19 protein-coding genes and 1 pseudogene are annotated in these 18,807 nt (G+C 45.4%); 12 read left to right on the top strand and 8 right to left on the bottom strand.

Going from position 1 to position 18,807, the window contains the following annotated elements; all coding sequences use genetic code 11:
- The first annotated feature begins 22 nt into the window (after nucleotides 1-22).
- From sps_RS27665 to sps_RS27650, 4 genes are all read left to right on the top strand, one after another.
- The gene (locus tag sps_RS27665; protein ID WP_077755454.1) at nucleotides 23-1,207 is read left to right on the top strand and encodes a BaiN/RdsA family NAD(P)/FAD-dependent oxidoreductase; all 1,185 of its coding nucleotides are present in this window, start codon (nucleotides 23-25) and stop codon (nucleotides 1,205-1,207) included.
- Between the two features lie 132 nt (nucleotides 1,208-1,339).
- Entirely contained in the window at nucleotides 1,340-1,861 is a 522-nt protein-coding gene (locus sps_RS27660) for an NlpC/P60 family protein (protein WP_237157964.1), read from the top strand.
- A gap of 233 nt (nucleotides 1,862-2,094) precedes the next feature.
- Complete coding sequence (gene mog / locus sps_RS27655; protein ID WP_077755453.1) at nucleotides 2,095-2,628, top strand: molybdopterin adenylyltransferase; 534 nt, start codon at nucleotides 2,095-2,097, stop codon at nucleotides 2,626-2,628.
- Nucleotides 2,629-2,834: 206 nt separating this feature from the next.
- Nucleotides 2,835-4,493, top strand: a complete 1,659-nt coding sequence (locus tag sps_RS27650; protein ID WP_077755452.1) for a methyl-accepting chemotaxis protein — start codon at nucleotides 2,835-2,837, stop codon at nucleotides 4,491-4,493.
- A gap of 35 nt (nucleotides 4,494-4,528) precedes the next feature.
- Here the strand turns inward: sps_RS27650 and sps_RS27645 are convergent, their stop codons facing one another.
- Nucleotides 4,529-4,711, bottom strand: a complete 183-nt coding sequence (locus sps_RS27645; RefSeq protein WP_418346697.1) for a hypothetical protein — start codon at nucleotides 4,709-4,711, stop codon at nucleotides 4,529-4,531.
- 209 nt (nucleotides 4,712-4,920) lie between these two features.
- Between sps_RS27645 and sps_RS27640 the strand changes: the two genes are divergently transcribed.
- Complete coding sequence (locus tag sps_RS27640) at nucleotides 4,921-5,934, top strand: GlxA family transcriptional regulator (RefSeq protein WP_077755450.1); 1,014 nt, start codon at nucleotides 4,921-4,923, stop codon at nucleotides 5,932-5,934.
- 86 nt (nucleotides 5,935-6,020) lie between these two features.
- On the opposite strand, the gene sps_RS27635 is transcribed toward sps_RS27640, so the two are convergent.
- The 4 genes from sps_RS27635 to sps_RS27620 all read right to left on the bottom strand — a co-directional run bounded on the left by sps_RS27635 (nucleotide 6,021) and on the right by sps_RS27620 (nucleotide 10,076).
- Nucleotides 6,021-6,257 (bottom strand): hypothetical protein, encoded by a 237-nt coding sequence (locus sps_RS27635; RefSeq protein ID WP_077755449.1) that lies wholly within the window; start codon nucleotides 6,255-6,257, stop codon nucleotides 6,021-6,023.
- Nucleotides 6,258-6,329: 72 nt separating this feature from the next.
- Nucleotides 6,330-7,490 carry an ABC transporter permease gene (locus sps_RS27630; RefSeq protein ID WP_077755893.1) on the bottom strand — a complete coding sequence of 387 codons (1,161 nt, stop codon included), beginning with the start codon at nucleotides 7,488-7,490 and terminating at the stop codon, nucleotides 6,330-6,332.
- A 239-nt stretch (nucleotides 7,491-7,729) separates the two neighbouring features.
- Nucleotides 7,730-8,464, bottom strand: a complete 735-nt coding sequence (locus sps_RS27625) for an ABC transporter ATP-binding protein (protein WP_077755448.1) — start codon at nucleotides 8,462-8,464, stop codon at nucleotides 7,730-7,732.
- On the bottom strand, nucleotides 8,457-10,076 hold the full coding sequence (locus sps_RS27620) for an alpha/beta fold hydrolase (RefSeq protein WP_077755447.1): 1,620 nt from the start codon (nucleotides 10,074-10,076) through the stop codon (nucleotides 8,457-8,459). The genes sps_RS27625 and sps_RS27620 overlap by 8 nt, the downstream gene beginning before the upstream one ends.
- Before the next feature lie 99 nt (nucleotides 10,077-10,175).
- Between sps_RS27620 and sps_RS27615 the strand changes: the two genes are divergently transcribed.
- The 5 genes from sps_RS27615 to sps_RS27595 all read left to right on the top strand — a co-directional run bounded on the left by sps_RS27615 (nucleotide 10,176) and on the right by sps_RS27595 (nucleotide 15,300).
- A complete protein-coding gene (locus sps_RS27615) occupies nucleotides 10,176-10,544 on the top strand; it encodes a GntR family transcriptional regulator (RefSeq protein WP_077755446.1) in 369 nt (122 codons plus the stop codon).
- Nucleotides 10,545-10,587: 43 nt separating this feature from the next.
- Nucleotides 10,588-11,454 (top strand): ABC transporter ATP-binding protein, encoded by an 867-nt coding sequence (locus sps_RS27610; protein WP_077755445.1) that lies wholly within the window; start codon nucleotides 10,588-10,590, stop codon nucleotides 11,452-11,454.
- Nucleotides 11,451-12,773 carry a hypothetical protein gene (locus sps_RS27605; protein ID WP_077755444.1) on the top strand — a complete coding sequence of 441 codons (1,323 nt, stop codon included), beginning with the start codon at nucleotides 11,451-11,453 and terminating at the stop codon, nucleotides 12,771-12,773. Before sps_RS27610 ends, sps_RS27605 begins: the two co-directional genes overlap by 4 nt.
- Nucleotides 12,774-12,900: 127 nt before the next feature.
- Nucleotides 12,901-14,697, top strand: coding sequence for an AMP-dependent synthetase/ligase (locus sps_RS27600; RefSeq protein WP_077755443.1), 1,797 nt, complete (start codon nucleotides 12,901-12,903; stop codon nucleotides 14,695-14,697).
- A gap of 198 nt (nucleotides 14,698-14,895) precedes the next feature.
- The gene (locus sps_RS27595; protein ID WP_077755442.1) at nucleotides 14,896-15,300 is read left to right on the top strand and encodes an acyl-CoA thioesterase; all 405 of its coding nucleotides are present in this window, start codon (nucleotides 14,896-14,898) and stop codon (nucleotides 15,298-15,300) included.
- Nucleotides 15,301-15,335: 35 nt separating this feature from the next.
- Here the strand turns inward: sps_RS27595 and sps_RS29025 are convergent.
- Together sps_RS29025 and sps_RS27585 are read right to left on the bottom strand one after the other, a co-directional pair.
- Nucleotides 15,336-15,431: pseudogene (locus sps_RS29025) on the bottom strand (GNAT family protein); the annotation flags it as partial.
- A gap of 31 nt (nucleotides 15,432-15,462) precedes the next feature.
- A complete protein-coding gene (locus tag sps_RS27585; RefSeq protein ID WP_077755441.1) occupies nucleotides 15,463-15,903 on the bottom strand; it encodes an acyl-CoA thioesterase in 441 nt (146 codons plus the stop codon).
- Between the two features lie 109 nt (nucleotides 15,904-16,012).
- Here sps_RS27585 and sps_RS27580 point away from each other — a divergent pair, with 109 nt between their 5' ends.
- Nucleotides 16,013-16,813 (top strand): DUF4344 domain-containing metallopeptidase, encoded by an 801-nt coding sequence (locus sps_RS27580; RefSeq protein WP_237157962.1) that lies wholly within the window; start codon nucleotides 16,013-16,015, stop codon nucleotides 16,811-16,813.
- 269 nt (nucleotides 16,814-17,082) lie between these two features.
- On the opposite strand, the gene mtnC is transcribed toward sps_RS27580, so the two are convergent.
- The gene (gene mtnC, locus sps_RS27575) at nucleotides 17,083-17,760 is read right to left on the bottom strand and encodes an acireductone synthase (protein ID WP_077755440.1); all 678 of its coding nucleotides are present in this window, start codon (nucleotides 17,758-17,760) and stop codon (nucleotides 17,083-17,085) included.
- 493 nt (nucleotides 17,761-18,253) lie between these two features.
- Here mtnC and sps_RS27570 point away from each other — a divergent pair, with 493 nt between their 5' ends.
- Nucleotides 18,254-18,805, top strand: coding sequence for a porin family protein (locus sps_RS27570; RefSeq protein WP_077755439.1), 552 nt, complete (start codon nucleotides 18,254-18,256; stop codon nucleotides 18,803-18,805).
- Nucleotides 18,806-18,807 lie beyond the last annotated feature (2 nt).

The raw sequence follows: 18,807 nt of genomic DNA, 5'->3' as shown, positions 1-18,807 counted from the left end.
GTGGCTAGTTGAGGGGAATTGAGTGAAACATCATGACGTCATTATTATCGGTGCGGGCGCCGCAGGCCTGATGTGCGCCGCTACAGCGGGTTACCGTGGGCGTGATGTGTTGGTACTGGATGCAGCAAAGCAGGCGGGGAAGAAGATTCTTATCAGCGGTGGTGGACGATGTAATTTCACTAACCAGAAAGTTGAGCCGAATAACTTCATCTGTGGCAATGGACATTTTGTAAAGTCAGCTCTGGCAAGATATCGCAGCAGCGATTTTATCGAGCTGGTCGAGCGTCATGGTATCGAGTACCACGAGCGGGATCACGGTCAGCTGTTTTGTAATGACTCAGCCAAAGAAATTGTTACCATGCTTCAGACCGAGTGTGAATGGTCTGGTGCCAAGATAAAACTGCGCACCGAGATTGGTAAAATCACTCAAGGCGATTCGGGAAAATTTGAAATAGCGACTGACCAACAGATCTACAGCTGCGATTCTTTAGTGATAGCCACAGGTGGACTCTCGATGCCTAAGCTAGGTGCCAGCCCATTGGGTTATCATCTTGCCGAGCAATTTGGTTTAAAGGTATTGCCTACCTACGCTGGCCTGGTACCTTTTACCTGGCAGCCCGAGCAGAAACTAAAGTTTGAACCGCTATCTGGCATAGCTGTCCCCAGTACCATAACGGCAAAAGATGGTACCCAGTTCAGTGAAGCATTACTCTTCACTCACCGCGGTCTTTCAGGTCCTGCAATTCTTCAGATATCAAACTTTTGGAAGCCAGGTGAAAGTATTAGTATTAATCTGCTTCCTGGTATCGATGCCAGAGCCGCAATCGAGCTAGTGCTGGCCAATCATCCAAAGCAAAATTTGAGGAATACTCTGAGTCATTGGTTGCCTAAACGTCTGGTCGAAGCCCTATTTGATGAAGCCCTGCTCAACAAGGTGATGAATCAGCTGGTCCATAAAGAGCTGGAACAACTTGCAGTAGATCTTGAGTCCTGGGAAATTTTGATGAATGGCACTGAAGGTTATCGTACCGCTGAGGTCACACTCGGTGGCGTAGACACAAATGAGCTGTCGTCGAAAAGCATGGAAGCTAAGTCTGTACCTGGGCTGTTCTTTATCGGTGAAGTGATGGATGTCAGCGGCTGGTTAGGTGGATTTAACTTCCAGTGGGCATGGTCATCGGGTGTCGCAGCGGGACAAGCGGTTTAAGGTTTACCTCCACTGGGATGGAAATATTAAGGAATAATACTGAGTTCACTTTCTGTTAATGTCTGCAGTGTTAACATGGTTTTAAGTTACTTCTCTTTGTTTGTTTTTTGATACTTTCTTTGAGGCACAGATGTGTTTAGACCTATTTTCATCTTAGTTATCTTGCTTCTACTGTTTATGTCCGGGTGTTCGAGTCAGTTGCCGGAACAAGTTGAAGCAGGCACATCAACCAATATTGCTACCACTAAGACTAAAACGTCAGGTCAAGATTCAGTTAAGATTAAGGAACAGCTATTAAAGCAGCGGTTGATGGCGTTTCACAGTGAATGGAAGGGAACTCCATATCGTTATGGTGGCATGAGCAAGCATGGTGTCGACTGTTCAGCCTTAGTGTATTTGGCCTACAAAGATATTCTAGGTAAGAAATTACCCAGAACCACGGCAGATCAGAAAAACCTTGGAAGTAAGGTTTCTAAGGGAAATCTGAAAATCGGTGATCTGGTGTTTTTCAAAACGGGCTGGTCGACTCGTCATGTTGGCATTTATCTGGGTCATTCCAAATTCCTGCACGCATCGACTAGTCAAGGTGTGATGATATCCACTCTGAATAATAGTTATTGGAAGCGTAAGTATTGGTTGTCCAGAAGCCTATAGCACTGCTTTTTAGTGTTGCTCTTTTAGTTCAAGCCTGTTGTTTATGCCCTGTTGATCAGAATCAAATACTTAACTAGCCTTCGATTGTTAATATACGAAGCATCGGCTCTCATTTTTGTCGATAAGCCACATTTTTTGGGCGCAAATCATGCTAGTTTAGATGCAACTAATATCTCCAGCTTCGGTGCCATAGATAAGGCTTGCCGAAGATAACACCACCAGTAGGACTTAAGATGACTAAAGCTAAAATCGGTATTGTAACTGTCAGTGATAGAGCCAGTGCAGGCGTCTATGAAGATCTCTCTGGTAAAGCGATTATCGAAGTATTGAATGAATATCTGACATCTGAGTGGGAACCTGTTTATGAGGTGATCCCGGATGAACAAGATGTGATTTCAACAACGCTTATTAAGATGGCTGATGAGCAGAACTGTAGTCTTATTGTCACTACCGGCGGCACCGGTCCGGCTAAGCGTGACGTAACCCCAGAGGCGACGGAAGCTGTTTGTGACCGTATGATGCCAGGTTTTGGTGAATTGATGCGCGCCGAGTCACTCAAGTTTGTACCGACCGCGATTCTTTCACGTCAAACAGCGGGTCTGCGCGGCGATACCTTGATTGTAAACTTGCCAGGCAAGCCAAAATCTATTCGGGAGTGTCTTGATGCTGTGTTCCCAGCAATTCCTTATTGCATAGACTTAATGAATGGACCTTTCTTGGAATGTGACGAGTCGGTCATCAAACCATTCCGTCCAAAGGCTAAGTAAGCATATTAAAAAAATAATTTTTAAGGCCTGGCTATTGTCGGGCTTTTTGTTGATTTGTTTATAGTTTTTCATAACTTTTTAGTGTTTTTGTATAATTTAGCTTCTCCTGTTTCAACTCCGCTGTTTTATCCTTATAGATCAAATCATGTCCTATACTTTATTAGGCTGAAATCATATTAATTGGTATAAATGTTGAGGAGAGTGGGATGGAGTTTTTATCTTCATGGAGCATCAAACGTAAGTTGATGGCTGTGATGTTAGTTTTTGGCTTGGCTGGGGTAACCATACTGGTTGATGTCATCGTTAATACTAATTTTGTGGCAGAAAAGTTTGATGAATATGATCAAGCGGGTGTGAACAGTCAAAAGTACATCTTATCTATCAGTCGAGACATGAATTATGTCTCTCGTCTATCACGGAGTATCATGCTTGGGGATGACTTCGATAAAAATTACTCTCTGTTAGACACGCGTATTCGAGATATCTATAGCCATTTCGATAATCTTGAAGCATCTCTAAAGATCGTCTCCGATAAGGAAGCCAGAAATGGCCTTAATCAGTTGATGACGAATTCTAAACAAGCGACAAAAGCATTCTTAGAAGATGGCCGCGCTCGCATGTTACAGCTCAAATCCGTTGACCGTAATTCGGACGTATTACAGGCGGCGTGGAGTTCATATCGGAAAGGGGCAAGTCCTTTTGCTAACAAGGCTAGAGCTAGTTTCAAACAGCTAGTTAAAGCCGAGGAAGATGCAAGGCAGGATATACAGCAGGCAGCAATAGCCTCGATGTCTGACATGAAACAGCAACTGATCTTAATTACCATATGTTCTTTTGTGCTTGGTGGTTTACTGCTCTTCTTTGTTGCGCGAGGTATTTTACATTCTGTACGCACCTTGACCCTGTCCATCGATGATATAGAGAGGAATTCAGACCTGACCCGTCGCATAGAAATTAGCAGTAAGGATGAATTCGCTGCACTTTCAAGAGCGTTCAACCTGATGTTGGATAAGTTTCAATCCAGTATCAATAGTGTTTCTGATACCTCGAAGCAACTGGCTAAATCGGCCCTAGGCATGGCACAGGTTACCTCAGAAACAGCCGCTTCGGTCCAAAGCCAGAGACATGAGCTGGATATGGTGGCTACTGCGATGAATGAAATGACGGCAACGGTTGTCGAGGTGGCTAAAAATGCCAATGATGCTGCCGATGCCGCCAATCAGACCGATGACCAGTCGAAAGAGGGAATGCAGGTCGTCAATAACACCGTGGATACTATCGTTGGTTTAGCTGCTGAGATAGAAAGTGCTGCCGAAGTGATACAAAATTTAGAAAATGACAGTAATCAAATTGGCACCATTCTCGATGTCATCAAAGGCATTGCCGAACAGACTAATCTGCTAGCGCTAAATGCGGCTATCGAAGCCGCTAGAGCGGGTGAGCAGGGAAGAGGGTTCGCCGTGGTCGCAGATGAGGTTCGTACATTAGCTAGTCGAACCCAAGAGTCTACAGAAGAGATTCAGGCCATGATCGAGAAACTGCAAGGCGGCGCGAAAACAGCTGTGAGTGTTATGTCAGATAGCCGAAAGTATGCCGATGACAGTGTGAGCCATGCTAAATCTGCCGGTGAGGCTCTGCAGATGATCACTCAATCTATCGGTACCATAACCGAGATGAACACTCAGATTGCCACTGCTGCAGAGGAGCAGTCGGCGGTATCGGAGGAGATCAACGCTAATATAGTTAATATCAATCATGCTGCTGAAGAAGCTGCCGAAGGTGCTAACTCAACTTCTACCGAGAGTGAGCGCTTAGCCGAGATGGCAAAGGAGCTGCAGCTTTTGGTTCAGCAGTTTAAAATCTAGCCTTCTAGCTACTTAGGGGAAGCGTATTATTTTCCCTAGGTTCCCTTCTTAATGATCTGATAGGCGCTATACCCGGTAAACATGAACAAGCTGGGTATCGCGACTAAGTGGGCAAAAATGTTGGGCTCAGTGCTAAAATGCAGCCAAAAGAGCAGTGCCCAACTTAAACTTAGATAACTAAGGCTCATCACCAGATGTTTATTTGATTGTGACATCATCTACTCCTATTTATGACTAGTGTTCATGCTAAGAGCCAGCAAAACTTTATGGGTTTCAATAGAAGCTTCCTTTAAAGCCTCCCAGTGTGATCTCAGTATAAAAACTAGACAAAACTTATTAAAGTGTCATTATTGACAAAATAAGGGTTAAAAGTGACAATTTTTTGGTCATAGCTTTGTTGTGATAATTGAACTTGAGGAGAGACAGGATGAAGAAGATCACAATATTGGCCGCAGGTAATGTCGTTGCTGGCGGTATCATCAGTTTTCTCGATGTTTTTAGTTTCTGCAATGCTTATTGGCGGCGTATGAATCCAGATGCAAAAGAAGATCTGTTTCATTGCCATGTGGTTTCATATGATGGTCAGCCGGTGAATACCAATCAGCATATTCAAATTCCAGCCATAGGTCTTGATAAACCTGAAGATATTTTGGAAGCCGATGCGGTTATTCTGGCGTCAGCTTTTGTGACTAGCAGAGAGGAGTTTCAAGCCTACCTCAATGAGTTTGAACCTTTGTTCGAGCCCCTGAGAGTGTTTGCTGCCAGTGGAAAACCCGTGGCGGCTTATTGCTCCGGTACCTTGATGTTAGCCGCCTCTGGCGTGCTCAATGGTCGCAGGGCAACGACAGTTTGGTGGTTAAGGGAGATGTTTGAGAGGAATTTTCCCGATGTGAATCTCTGTATGGATAAACTAGTTATTTCTGATGAACATATTCACACCGCCGGAGCGACAACCTCAAACCTGAGCCTGGCACTTCACCTAATAGGTATTCTTGTCGGTGAACAGATCGCCCATCAGATGGCCAAGATACTGTTAATAGACCCTAATAGAACCTCACAGCAACCTTTTATGTCTATGGATCTATCTGTTGGGGTTAATAATCACAAAGATGAATTGGTGTCTAAAATCCAAAACTGGATGCAGGCACACATAGGACAGAGTTTCCTGCTCGATGATATTGCCGATAAGTTTGCTATGGGTAAACGAACGATGATCAGGCGCTTCAAGAAGGCGCTCAATGAAACCCCTGCTAGCTATATGCAGCGTTTACGTGTCGATGAGGCTAAGCGCTTACTCGAAACCACTGAACTGGCCCTAGAGCAGATAGTAGATCGGGTTGGCTACGAAGATGTGAGCTCATTTAGAAAGTTGTTTATCCAGCTGACGAGTCTCACCCCTAGAGCATACAGAGAAAAATTTAATACCCACAGCTGCTGTTAAAACTCATGAGTTCGCAGCAGGGTGGGTCGTTCCTGAAATTCAGCATAAATGCCGCTTTTAATGTTGGTGTGTAGAGGGAGATAAACCTAGAGCGCATTAATCTCTCGTTTGAGATCATAGCTGTTGTCGGTAACGATTTTTTCAAGTGTATTCACTCTCTCTTCCAGATGACGATTTTGCTTGCGTAACAGCTCTATTTCATCTTGATCTATATCGGCCTTTGTCACCTTCTTAAGCTTGAGGTACTGCTTAAACCCCTCAGTAAATGTCACACTGGCAATAGATATGATCATGATAACCATGATGATGAGTTCTTTTTCCATTTTTACTCTCCTTTTGATTAATACCAATTGGTATAAGCCCGGTGCATGAACGCCCCGGGCTCACATTTTTATCTACAAACCGAAGACTATTTTCTCGCTCTTGAGTGATCTTTCCATGCCTAAGCTCAGGCCTAAGGCAATAATTAAGGTCACTACCGAAGACAGTACTAGCTGCAACATGGGGATTTCGCGCCCCTTGATAAAGGCTATCAGTGCCTGTTGCTGTCCGGAGACAGGTAGCCACTGTAGGGTATCCGGGGCTATGTTGTAGCTGGCTGCCATCGACAACATCATAGGCACTATGAGTACTAAGGTCAGATAGGACTGGGCTTCTTTAAAGCTCTTCGCCATAAAAGAGACAAAGAGTTGTAGGCTGGCGGCCATCATGGCTATGGGGAATCCAATCAATAACATGAGCAAGATAAAGTCTGTGCTTATGTTTACCGTAAATCCAAGCTCATGCCAGGGAACATAGGCATAGGATATTTTGGAGATGATTAGGGTTAATAGCAGGCCCAACATGGCGAACACAGTAACGGCAAAGACCTTAGCAAGCACTATGCTACGGGTCGATACAGGATGGCTGAGCAGCAAGGCTAATGAATTTCGCTCCCGCTCACCGGCACTGGTATCTATGGCCAAGTTCATACCCGAGATAAAGACCGCGTAGATCATGGTCATGGTGGCGACACCTAAGATGACTCCACCTTTAGAATCTGGTGTGGCTTGATCTTCTATTTTCACCTTAATTGGCTGAACCACACGTGGATCTATGCCTCTGGCGATTAAGCGCAAGCTGCCCATCTCGGCGCTATAAGTCTGCAGGTTACGTTCGAGACGACGAATAGAGTTTTGCAGCTTCTCGTTAGAGTTATCGGCTATAAGTATGACTTCGGCACTCAGGCCTTTAGCCATCTGAGTGGCATAATCTTCGCCGATCACCAGACGGATATCTTTCACGTCTAAGGGCTCGCCTTCGCCATCAGTACTATGAGTATCACCATGGGTGATCCCTTGGCTGGATAGGTACTTGACGAGATCTGGGGCGTTATCGGCATTCTCTATCTTGATGTTGAGATCTTTCGGGCTCGACATCTGGCCTATGAGTAGCATAAACATGCCACACATCAACAGAGGGGTACCAATAGCGTAATAGAGTCCGGCCATGACTGAGCGCTTGTCTCTGGCGGCATCGATAAGTTCCTTGCGAACCATAGTTATTATCTTACTCATCATGCTGCGATTCCCTCATCAGTTCCGATAAGCTGGCATTGAAAGTGTGCACCCTGCTGATTATTTGTTACCAAGTTCATCATGCTGCGATTCCCTCATCGGTTCCGATAAGCTGGCATTGAAAGTGTGCACCATGTTGATTATTTGTTACCAAGTTAATCATGCTGCGATTCCCTCATCGGTTCCGATAAGCTGGCATTGAAAGTGTGCATCCTGCTGATTATTTGTTACCAAGTTCATCATGCTGCGATTCCCTCATCGGTTCCAATAAGCTGGATAAACGCGTCCTCTAAAGAATCTTTCCCTGTCTGGCGACACAGCTCATCGGGGCTACCGACGGCAACGACTTTACCGTCTGCCATTACAATTACCTGATCACAGAGTGCGGCCACTTCTTGCATCACATGGCTAGAGAACAAGACGCAGTGTCCATGATCCTTGAGCTCTCTTAACAGATCTCTCAGCACCCGAGTGCTCATCACATCTAAACCTCGGGTCGGCTCGTCGAGTATGATGTTGGTTGGCTGGTGGACTATGGCCTGAGCCAGTGCCGTTTTCATGCGTTGACCCTGGGAGAAGCCTTTGCAGCGACGGTCGGCAATATCATCCATATGTAGTTGGGTGAGCACTTTAGCAGTGGCAGTCTTAGCTTCTGTTCTCGACAAGCCATTGAGTTCGGCAAAATAACTCACATATTCTCTTGGTGTTAGTCTTTCATAGAGTCCGAAAGGATCCGGGAACAACCCCAGCTGTTGTTTGGCTTCGATAGGTGATTTAGACACGTCTAAGCCATCTATTTCGGCGATACCTGCATCGGCCTGAAGTAGACCGAAAACGGTTCTCAAGCAGGTTGTCTTGCCCGCACCGTTTGGACCAAGGAGCCCGGTTATTTGGCCATTTTTGGCCTCGAAGCTCAGGTCATCCAGTGCCTGCACCTCTCCGATACGCTTAGATAGGTTAGATACTTTAATCATGGCTCGCTCCTTGGGCTACTGCTTGCTCTGGCTTTTGTATTGGCTCTTGTTCATTCTCAGGTGCGGGGATTTCCTCGACGGTACTGGCATTGAGATAGAAGTTACGACTCACATCCTTGTTCAGACATTCTCCGTCTAACTCTTGCACGCTTCCAGTATCGACTAGCTCTGCAATAAGGTCGTTACCGCAAGACTGATGGGCGACTCCGTGGGTGGCATAGGGAGCGATAAAGTGTTTGGCATTAGTGAGTTTTTCCATGGCTAACTCTCCCCAACTCGGCGGCGTGGCTGGGTCTAACTCTCCCGATAACACTAAGGTGGGAATATCGCTGCTTATGGGGGCAGAAAAATCGCTATCCACGGCTGGCATGTTCCAGATGGCGCAGGATTGTTCGAATGTGGTCACCATCTCCTTGCCAAAGTAGGTTTGGTTGGCTGCGTCTCGCTCGGTAGCCGTGAGGCGTTGCCAGTCTTCGCCACAAATAACCGAGGCATGCATCCCCATGGCGATACCTGTGCTATCAATTGTGAGCGCATAGAGACCTAATATAGGTTGGAAGTTATCTTTAGCCGCCTCGCTGATTGCGTGTGGGATAAGCGCACGAACATTAGGCATGTACAGGGCCATTCTGATAGCGCCCATAAATTTGGCCTGTGTCATGGTGAGCTGTGTTGCCTCACCAGTTAGCGGGTCTCGTACCTGGTTGACCATAGGCGCAATGGCTAGCTTGGCATCGACACGGGTTAAGTCTGCTTTTAGATTTGGAAACTGAGCGCCGCAGAGCTTATTAGTGTTGCAATCTTTAATTAGTAAATCGAAGGCGCGGCTGATGGCATCGCCGATGGCCAGTACACTTTGCTGCATCGGGACGACGCCGTCGATGGTGACGGTGGACAGCACTTCTGGATAGTGGCGTAGATAAAGCTGTGCCATGCGAGTGCCGTAGGAGATGCCATATACATCTAGTTTTTTATAGCCGAGATGCTTGCGTACGGCTTCAAAGTCATCCAGTGCATTTAGGCTACCATATTGAGTAACATCGGCGTCGAGTTCATCCAGGCAAGCTTGAGTTTCGGTGACCACATCGAAATCAGCTTCGTTAATGGCTAAGGCACTTTCGAAGCCATCACCTTCACAACTTAAGATGTTGGAACGGCCGGTACCACGCTGATCTATGAGTAAGATATCCCTACTCTGACGTATCTTTCTGAACATATGGCTGAAGCCAGCAGCGTTATCTATGGCCGATTGACCCGGACCACCCGCGATGGCAAGAAATGCTTCGGAATGGTTATCGCTCTTTATTGCAGGGAGCACTGCGTAGTGGATCTCTATCTGCTTTCCATCTGGCTTAGCGGGATTCTCTGGCACTGTGATAAAACCGCAGTTGAGTTGTTCAGACAGGCCATCCAGATAACAGGTTTGTTCATTCTGGCTAGCTGGTGCTTCAGTGTCATTCACGCTGTTATCGGCATCTGCAGAGGCGAAGGCGGGAAGGCTTAGAATAATGCTGCTGATAACGAGTGTGCTGATCAGCGTCATTAATGGCTTACCCTTTATTATATTTATGGCCTCTCTTGTCTCAGACCTATTTAGCTTTCCATGAAGCATGCTGGCTATTCCTTTCTTGAAAATTACTCAATCTATGATAGATTATCACTGTATCACTGTATCGGTGTATCAATGTATTAATACAGTACCTAAAGGCTAATGTTAGAACTAATAAATGTCAACCCCAGTAGTGGTGAACCCATATATCGACAGTTGAGCGAACAGATTGTACGTTTAATCGTGGGTGGCCAGCTAGAAACAGAGCAAGTGCTGCCTTCGGTGCGGCAGATGGCCGAACACCTATCGGTAAATCCTATGACAGTTTCCAGAGCGGTGCAGTTGTTGGTTGAGCAAGGATGGTTGGAGAGGCGCCGTGGTCAACCGACTAGGGTGGCTAAACGTGAACCTAGCGAGGCAACCTCGAGTGCTCAGCTGCTTAAGCCCGAGGTTGATGATCTCGTGTCCCAGGCCAAACAGTTGGGCATCTGCCGTGATGAGTTAATAAGGCTCATCGATAGATGTTGGTAAAGTGGTAGAAGCATAAACAGAATAAGAACAAAGGATTGAACTGATGGATATGAACCAAGCGCCGATTCTTGAGTTTAACAAGGTCAGCAAGCATTTTTCTGCTAAATCAGAGGACGATAAGACTGCGATTAACAGCCTCTCAATAAAATTGTTCCCAGGTATGGTTGTGGGTCTATTGGGGCAAAACGGTGCCGGAAAGTCGACCTTAATGCGCTGTGCTCTTGGGATCATAGAGCCAAGCTCGGGCGAGATCACCACCTTAGGTGAGCCGGTTAATCAACTTAGTTCAGAGGCCAAGACCCAGATAGGTTATGTGCCGCAACAACCTTTCGGCTATGAAGGTTTCAGTGTCTCCAGGGCATTAGAACTACATAGAGGCTTCTATCCTAAGTGGGACAGAGAGCTTGAGAATACCTGGCTTGAGCGTTTCGATCTGGATCTTAAACAACAAGTTCAACGCATGTCTGTGGGTCAGCGTCAGTCTCTGGCCTTGATCATGGCCATGGCATACCGACCTAAACTACTTATTCTGGATGAGCCTGTTGCTAGTTTGGATCCCATAGCCAGACGTAAATTTATGTCTGATCTGTTCGAGCTTGCCATTGAATCAGATTCGGCCGTGCTGTTTTCATCACACATAACCTCAGATCTGGAACGTGTCGCTAGCCATCTGGCACTTATGAGGTCTGGTGAGTTGGTGCTGTTCAAGGAGATGGACTGTGTGCGTGAAGAGGTCAAGCTAGTTACTTTCGCAAATGGTGAAGAGATCCCCGAAGGACTCAATATACTTAACCAGCATGGCAACAAGGTGTTGGTAGATAATTTCTGTGATGACTATTTTTCAAATACAGCCAATATGAGTGCCGAGTCTCTAAACCTTGAACAGCTGTTTATGGAACTGCACAGATGAGTCGCCCTAACCCTGAGCTGGTTCAGGCCAGGAATGATAATGGGCCGTCATTAAATTTGCTGCAGCGTCGATTCGCTGGTGTGCTCCGTTTCTGGTTCTACGATCTCGGTAGCGCCAGCTTTATGGGAGTGGCACTACTGGGTTTATTGATGCTGGTGCCGATTATTGGATTCGATAAGCTCGAGATTCTTCCCCTTATGTTAGGTATGGTGCAAATCTCTGTATCGGCTGCGGTAGCTTGGCAGCTTAATCGGTTGGCGGCGACAGAGTGGTCGATACTGCTTCCTGAATATAGACAGAATATATTCTTTCAGTGTGCCTTCATGTTGCTGAGTTCATTTACGATCGGTACTTTCATCTGTTTATTGGTAGGTGAGGAAGGGGCATTTTCTCAATTGCTATTAGCGACTGGCTTAGGGCTAATTTTTGTCTACATGTGTCAGATAAAGATGAGTGTGTATTATCTGTCAATCTTGCTCTATCTATCTTTACTCTTTATAGACTCGATAGCTGCACATGTTTCTTCGTCGATGATGGCAGTGCTGGTGATCGTTAATTTGGCATTGGCTTGGGGAATACGGAAAAGAGCCGCGGTAAGTGGCTGGCATCCCGATGCCAGGACTATCTACCTCAATGCGCTGGAGATGGGAGGTATTTGGCTGCCTAATGCTAAGTCTTACCCCTTGATCAATAAGCTCGATAAGCATCTTCATCCGGTTAATTTCTTTATGGGGCCCTTGCTGGCCCTGTTGATTATAGCCATGCCGATAATCACACTTATGGTTGCGGCGCTGGCTCAGCTGGTGGGGGTGGAGATACCGACGCTGTTTATGTTAGTGCAGTTTAGCTGTGTGGCTTGCACTATGGTGCATTGGAGCCGCATTCAGCGTTGGCGAGCGGTAGAAACTCTGTTTATGTTGCCAGGCTTCAGTGGTAAGCAGGGAATGATAAATGCGTTTAATCGCTCTCAAGTTAACCTGTTAGTCTTGTTCACTCTGATCATGGGGATTACAGCGGCTCTGGTTTCGCTATTTAATCCAACGATTACACTTGTCGTCTGGTCTCATCTGGTATTGAGCACCTTCTTCGGATGTGGTTTTCTCTTAGGGGTAGGCTGCGCGTGTAAAACAGCGCTACAACTGTCCACTACTATGCTGATAATTATTGCACATTCGGCATGGATTTCAGGAAGTTTACGCATGTTTGCCGAAGAAACCGACGTTTGGCCATGGCTAGCGGTAGATCTAGCTTTAGTTGGTATATCCATACTAACTATATGGTGGGGAAGTAGAAAGTTGTGGAAAGGCGATCTGGTTTAAGACCACAAGTTTTGCAATTCTGTGGTCGAACTAACAAAATTTGAGCAATTGCTCTTATTTTTTTGGAGCCATTCGCGTAAAATACCTGGAAAGAGGAACACCTGTACGCTAAAAAGGTCCCAATAGTATGTCACTCGAGCAGTATCATTTAACACGATTAATCAAACAGCAGAGCCTGCAACTAGGCGAGGCTATCGCGCTCGAAGGATTCGAAATGGCGGCCCCATGGTATCAGGTGAGCTGGAGTGATTTCGATAGCATCAGTACTCAGGTTGCCCAGGCCTTGATTCATTTTGGCTTCGAGACTCAAGCTCGTGTAGCTATTTTGGCGCAAAACAGTCCTCAGTGGACCTGTGCCGATATTGGTTGTCTTAAGACACGTGCCGTTGTCGTACCAATCTATCCAACCAGTACCTTCGAACAGGCAAGTTATATTATCGATGACGCCGAGGCGAAACTTATTTTCGCTGGCGATCAAGCTCATTATGAGATGGCCTGTAAACTGACCGACGTATGTAGCAGCTTGGTACAGGTGGTGGTGTTCGATAAGAGCATCACCCTACAAGATAATGACAACCATCATTACTTCGACGACCTTATCGCTCAAAGCTATCCAGCTAAGACGCTTATCGAGTTGGACAAAAGACTCGAAGCGGCGAACCTGGATGACTTGCTTACCCTGATATATACCTCAGGTACCACAGGCGATCCAAAAGGCGTGATGTTAGATTACCGTAATATTGCCTCTATGGTGCGTCAGCACGATAACTTCCTACCATTTACTCCAGGTGACGTGTCTTTGGCCTTTCTGCCTCTGAGTCATGTGTTCGAGCGAGGCTGGAGCTTCTACGTGCTTAGCCGTGGCGGTCATAACGTCTACCTGCAAAACCCTATGGCGGTAAAAGAAGCCATAGTCCAAGTACGCCCACACACGCTTTGTGTGGTACCAAGATTTTTAGAGAAGGTGTACAGCGCGGTACAGGATAAAGTCTCTAAGGCCCCGAGTACCCGTCAGAAGCTGTTTTCCTGGGCTATGAATGTGGGTCATAGGCAGTCTGAGGTGGGTCAAGGTCGTGAGAAAGCATCATTAGGTTTGAACCTGCAATGGAAATTGGCCGATAAACTGGTGTTTAGCAAGCTTAAGCAAGTATTGGGCGGGCGACTCAAGTTTATGCCTGTTGGTGGTGCAGCGCTGGATCCTACTGTGAGTGCTTTCTTCCAGAGTATCGACGTTCCTGTGTTGTGTGGTTATGGCATGACAGAAACGACGGCAACAGCCACCTGTAATACCTTGGCTAATCGTGTGCCTGGATCTAATGGCTGTGTAATACCTGAAGTCGAGATCAAATTAGGTAAAGATAACGAGATTCTGGTGCGCGGTGATACTGTGATGCGCGGCTATTATAACCGTCCACAAGAAACCGCTGATACCTTCGAAAATGGCTGGTTAAAAACTGGCGATGCGGGTCGTATCGATGAGCAAGGCAACCTGTTTATCACCGACCGTATCAAAGAACTGATGAAGACTTCTAACGGTAAGTATATTGCGCCTCAGCGTGTTGAAGGTAAGGTGGGTTGTTGTCCTTTCATCGAGCAAGTTGCCATCGTGGCCGATGCTAAGAACTATGTTTCGGCTTTGATTGTACCTGCATTTGAAGCTCTGGAAACTTGGGCTAAAGACAAGGGGATCCATTATGAATCACCAATGGAGCTATTGCGCCATAGTCATGTCATCGAGCATTTCGAGCAACGCCTTAAGACATTGCAGAGGGATCTGGCTGGTTTCGAGAAGATTAAGAAGTTTACCCTACTGCCGGAAGCCTTCTCTATGGAAGCGGGTCTAATCACGCCAACCATGAAGTTGCGCCGTAAGGTGATTTATCATAAATATGCACGTGAGATCAGTGCTATGTATGGCAGGTAAGAGGCTAAGTTCGAGCTTTTAAGGACTTAGAAAGTCTCGAGTTGCGAGCGGTGAGTTACGAGCAAAGATTTTGTCTTGTTGCTCAATCCTCGACACTCGCAACGGCTTTGTCTGCTTCGCATCTTATGTATGTCACAGCGTGATGTCCTCAAGCAATAATGAAGCTAGAACAACAGGAATAATAAAAGGATGTTTATCATGTCAGAGACCTTTTTTAGCTTAACTATCCAGCCAAGGTTTAATGAGACCGATGGCCTGGGTCATATCAATAACACTGTACTTCCTGTGTGGTTTGAGGCTGCTCGTGAGCCAATATTTGAGATTTTTAATCCTAGTCTGGACCTAAGCCAGTGGAACCTGATAGTGGCTGGTTTTACTATAGCCTATACGTCGCCGACTAATTATGGTTCTACCGTATCGGTAAAAACTTGGATCAGTCGAGTGGGTAATTCTAGTTTCGAGGTGGCCCAGCAGAGCTGGCAGGGCGGCAAGATGACCGCAGAAGCTAAGACCACATTAGTGCATTACGATTACGGTATCGATAAGAGTCAGCTAATTTCAGCTGAGGTCAAAACTCAGCTTGAAAAGCTAATTGGAGAATAGTTCGTTGTTGTTTTTTATAGTTATTAAATAAGAAGCTATAAAAATTTCTGCACATACCGGCAGCTAGCCTCAATCTCGAGGTTAGCCGATTTAGCCCAACTTAAACCATATCGGACTAGCTCTTCTACTAGATGGTTAATCTCAACATTACACTGATGCGGATTATTCATTAGCGGTTTCTTCATAGCTCCTGAGGACATCGATTAGCTCCGGGCTCAGTGTTGCTTTCTTGCCTGTCTTGAAGTTAAACATTACTACTTGTGAGCTACCTAAGGTGGTGGCAGCTGCTTGAGTCTTGCTGAAAACCGTATAATTCATCATGAAACGGTCGGCCTTGATATCGCTAATCTTCACACTGACCAATAAGGTGTCGGGGAAAGTGACTGGGCGCTTATAGCGGGCATGATTATCGCTGAGTATCGGGCCAACTTGAGTGGTCTGCAGGTCGCCGAGCAAATTAATCTGGTTAAAGAAATCGATCCTCGCCGTCTCGAAATATTTGAAATAGACCACGTTATTTACGTGCTGTAGGGCATCCATCTCCCCCCAGGCTACGCTGATCTCTGTGTGGACAGGATTTTCCGCGATAAACTGTTCTAACATGATGCCTCTCGTCATTCAAACGATTGTTTAACTTGAGGGCCAGCATAGCAGCATGTCATAGTGGCAACAAGTTGAACAAATTATATAGATGGCATGAGGTTTATTGCTTATGGGGTTGATAATTCGTCAAGCAAACATATACGGTGCGCAAGCAGCTGGACTGATGTTAGTCGGGCTAACGCTATTGAGTATTAGCCTTGATGCGGTAGCCGTTACAGACCGTTATCTGGCAGTGAAAAGCGCAGAAGATAAACAAGCCAGAGAGCTGATTAAACCCATATCAAAACAGATGCTTGCCTTATTCGATGAGCAACTTCCCATGAAGCAAGCATTGACAGTAATCTATGGCGCTGAAGATGGTCCTCTGTTTGACCCCGATACCAGTCAGATATTGATTCCCTATGAGTTTGTGACAGAGGTTTATACACGTTTCCATCATGATAACTATCAAGAGACAGGTGTGAGTCCAGAAGATGCAACCCGTGATGCCTTGATGCACACTCTATCTCATGAGTATGGCCACGCTTATATTTATGCTAATCAGGTCATAGTACTGGGCAAGGAGGAGGATGCGGTCGATACCTTAGCGACACTAATGCTCATCAATTCCTTCGATAATGGTGCCGATATCGCCTTGAGTGCAGCGGATCTGTTTTCGCTGGAAGATGAAGACATTAAAGAGTTCGATGATGATCATTTCTGGGATGAACATAGTCTAGATGCCCAGCGATATTTTAGTACCTTGTGTTTAATTTACGGCAGTGATCCCGAAAAATACGCCAAAGTTATTTCTAAAGCTCAGCTAGAAATTGAAAGAGATAGTTATTGTGAGGAGGAGTATTTCAGACAAACGGAAAACTGGGACAGGCTAAAAGAGCGCTATAGTGTTTTACCAAGCAAGGTTAAGTAATCGCTGGATATAGAAGCAGGCATAAAAAAGCACTCAATTTAGAGTAATGCCGGTAAGTTAAGAAAAAATATTGATAAAATAAGGGCTACAGGGGATTTAATCTAAATCTGGCTGTAGCCCTTACTCGTTCTGCTGTTAGTCAATGATTGCTACACAAATTCCGTTAATTCAGAAAGTGAATAAAAAGTGATTATGTATGCAAAATAGTGACTAAGTGATCGGCATTACTCAATTTAGAGTGCTTTTTTATATAAAAAGATGCTCGGCTGTTAGAACGTTAGTTCGGCAAAGCTAGAGATTTGCTTATGGCTGCCGGTGCGTTGATCATTTGAGCGAACCATCTGCATGGTACGCATACCCGCTTCTTCAGCCGCTTTAAGTTCTTCAACTACATCAGAAATATACAGCACTTGCTTAGGCGCTAAGCTGATGGTGTTGATAATATTACAGTAAGCCTGCTTGAACAATTTGTTACCGGTACGGGTATCGAAATGGCCATCAAACTTAGGCGTTAGGTCACCGCCATCACTGTGAGCAAACAGCAGCTTCTGTGCTTCTGCTGAACCAGATGAGAAGCTGTAAATACGCATGTTTTGCTGCTTAATTCCATCTATCGCCTGGATAAAATCTGGGAAAATGTGACCAGTGAACTCGCCCTTGGCATAACCTTGCTTCCAGATTAGGCCCTGTAGTGTCTTAAGTGATGTGGCTTTTCTGTCTTCGGCCACCCACTGTTGGAGGATCTCAGTAACACGTTCGAGAGACGCATCGGGCTCAAGAGCGATATCTCTCACATCACAGATGCAGTTTTCTACTAAAACATTGTGTTCATTCTCTTTAAGAAAATCGGGGAGTGCCTTGGCCGAATAAGGAAAAAGCGTATCCTTAATAAAACTAAGATCGGTTGTTGTACCTGCTGTATCTACAACTATGGCTCTGATACCCATGATTACTCCACAATGTGCCCGGAATCGTTGTTCCAGTAACTGATAATGTTATTTTCAATGTCGATCCTAAGCTGAAATCTCCGCTATTACTAGCTTAATCGGTGTTCAGACTGTATTAAATTTGCCAAAACTCGATTTAAGCTATTCCCTTGAGACAAGCATGATCAGCTTGTTACTTTTTAAAGTAGCTAAAGCGTGTTTGCTTCAGTGGTGATTGCTTATTTCATGGAAGATGATCACTAATGACAAGTCTATTTATGTGGTTCAACTCGACTTACATTCTCTGTGTTGCTTTCCCAAACTTTTCTTGGATTAAAATCGTGGCATGCGTTTCCTTGAAAGCTAACTAGCATCCTCGTGTCGACTTCTAGTGAAGATGTTTTGTTTTTGTGTTTGTAAAAAGTTAATATGCAGCTGTTTTTAAGGAGGTTTATTGTTAGCCCAATGTAGTTGGTACATTGGATACAGTAAACAGACAAATATAGGGACTGCAATGAAATTCAACTCTCTGTTAACCGCTGGCATGTTACTGGTTACGGTGACTACACCTGCTTTTGCCGCTAAAGACCTAGGCTTTTACCTAGGTGGTCAAGTTAATAATACTGCTATAGAAGACAACATAGGTAATTTTGATGAGTCGGCTGTAGGGCTTGGCGTTTATGGCGGTTATAACTTTAATGACAGCTTTGGTATTGAAGCGAGCATTTTCGCGACCGATAGTTTTGTCGATGAAATGGATTTTCGTATGGCGGCGATGACAATCTCTCCAGTGATACGCCATGCTTTTACTGACAATATCACGGCTTATTTGAAGGCGGGACTGGTAGTCAATAGGACTTATAGTAACGACGATGATGTTGATGAGAGCTACGAAGGCACGGGTTGGTTATTTGGTGCGGGTGTGGATGTGACTTTAACTGAGTCTTTGGCGTTGCGAGTGTTTTACGAAGCCAGTGAAACAGACCCTGAGTCCGACGAACGTGATAATTATTTTGCCGATATTAGCCTCAAACAATACGGAATCGGTTTGCATTACCGCTTCTAATC

This window comes from Shewanella psychrophila (assembly GCF_002005305.1).
GTDB classification, from domain to species: Bacteria; Pseudomonadota; Gammaproteobacteria; order Enterobacterales; family Shewanellaceae; genus Shewanella; species Shewanella psychrophila.
Note: the sequence above shows the minus strand (reverse complement) of the source record. Positions and strands in the feature narration are given on the sequence as shown.

What these genes read in the sequence shown, in the direction of transcription:
- mog (WP_077755453.1), top strand. Translation starts at nt 2,095, where the DNA reads ATGACTAAAGCTAAAATCGGTATTGTAACTGTCAGTGATAGAGCCAGT.
- sps_RS27650 (WP_077755452.1), top strand. Translation starts at nt 2,835, where the DNA reads ATGGAGTTTTTATCTTCATGGAGCATCAAACGTAAGTTGATGGCTGTG.
- sps_RS27645 (WP_418346697.1), bottom strand. Translation starts at nt 4,711, where the DNA reads ATGATGTCACAATCAAATAAACATCTGGTGATGAGCCTTAGTTATCTA.
- sps_RS27640 (WP_077755450.1), top strand. Translation starts at nt 4,921, where the DNA reads ATGAAGAAGATCACAATATTGGCCGCAGGTAATGTCGTTGCTGGCGGT.
- sps_RS27635 (WP_077755449.1), bottom strand. Translation starts at nt 6,257, where the DNA reads ATGGAAAAAGAACTCATCATCATGGTTATCATGATCATATCTATTGCC.
- sps_RS27630 (WP_077755893.1), bottom strand. Translation starts at nt 7,490, where the DNA reads ATGAGTAAGATAATAACTATGGTTCGCAAGGAACTTATCGATGCCGCC.
- sps_RS27625 (WP_077755448.1), bottom strand. Translation starts at nt 8,464, where the DNA reads ATGATTAAAGTATCTAACCTATCTAAGCGTATCGGAGAGGTGCAGGCA.
- sps_RS27620 (WP_077755447.1), bottom strand. Translation starts at nt 10,076, where the DNA reads ATGCTTCATGGAAAGCTAAATAGGTCTGAGACAAGAGAGGCCATAAAT.
- sps_RS27615 (WP_077755446.1), top strand. Translation starts at nt 10,176, where the DNA reads ATGTTAGAACTAATAAATGTCAACCCCAGTAGTGGTGAACCCATATAT.
- sps_RS27610 (WP_077755445.1), top strand. Translation starts at nt 10,588, where the DNA reads ATGGATATGAACCAAGCGCCGATTCTTGAGTTTAACAAGGTCAGCAAG.
- sps_RS27605 (WP_077755444.1), top strand. Translation starts at nt 11,451, where the DNA reads ATGAGTCGCCCTAACCCTGAGCTGGTTCAGGCCAGGAATGATAATGGG.
- sps_RS27600 (WP_077755443.1), top strand. Translation starts at nt 12,901, where the DNA reads ATGTCACTCGAGCAGTATCATTTAACACGATTAATCAAACAGCAGAGC.
- sps_RS27595 (WP_077755442.1), top strand. Translation starts at nt 14,896, where the DNA reads ATGTCAGAGACCTTTTTTAGCTTAACTATCCAGCCAAGGTTTAATGAG.
- sps_RS27585 (WP_077755441.1), bottom strand. Translation starts at nt 15,903, where the DNA reads ATGTTAGAACAGTTTATCGCGGAAAATCCTGTCCACACAGAGATCAGC.
- sps_RS27580 (WP_237157962.1), top strand. Translation starts at nt 16,013, where the DNA reads ATGGGGTTGATAATTCGTCAAGCAAACATATACGGTGCGCAAGCAGCT.
- mtnC (WP_077755440.1), bottom strand. Translation starts at nt 17,760, where the DNA reads ATGGGTATCAGAGCCATAGTTGTAGATACAGCAGGTACAACAACCGAT.
- sps_RS27570 (WP_077755439.1), top strand. Translation starts at nt 18,254, where the DNA reads ATGAAATTCAACTCTCTGTTAACCGCTGGCATGTTACTGGTTACGGTG.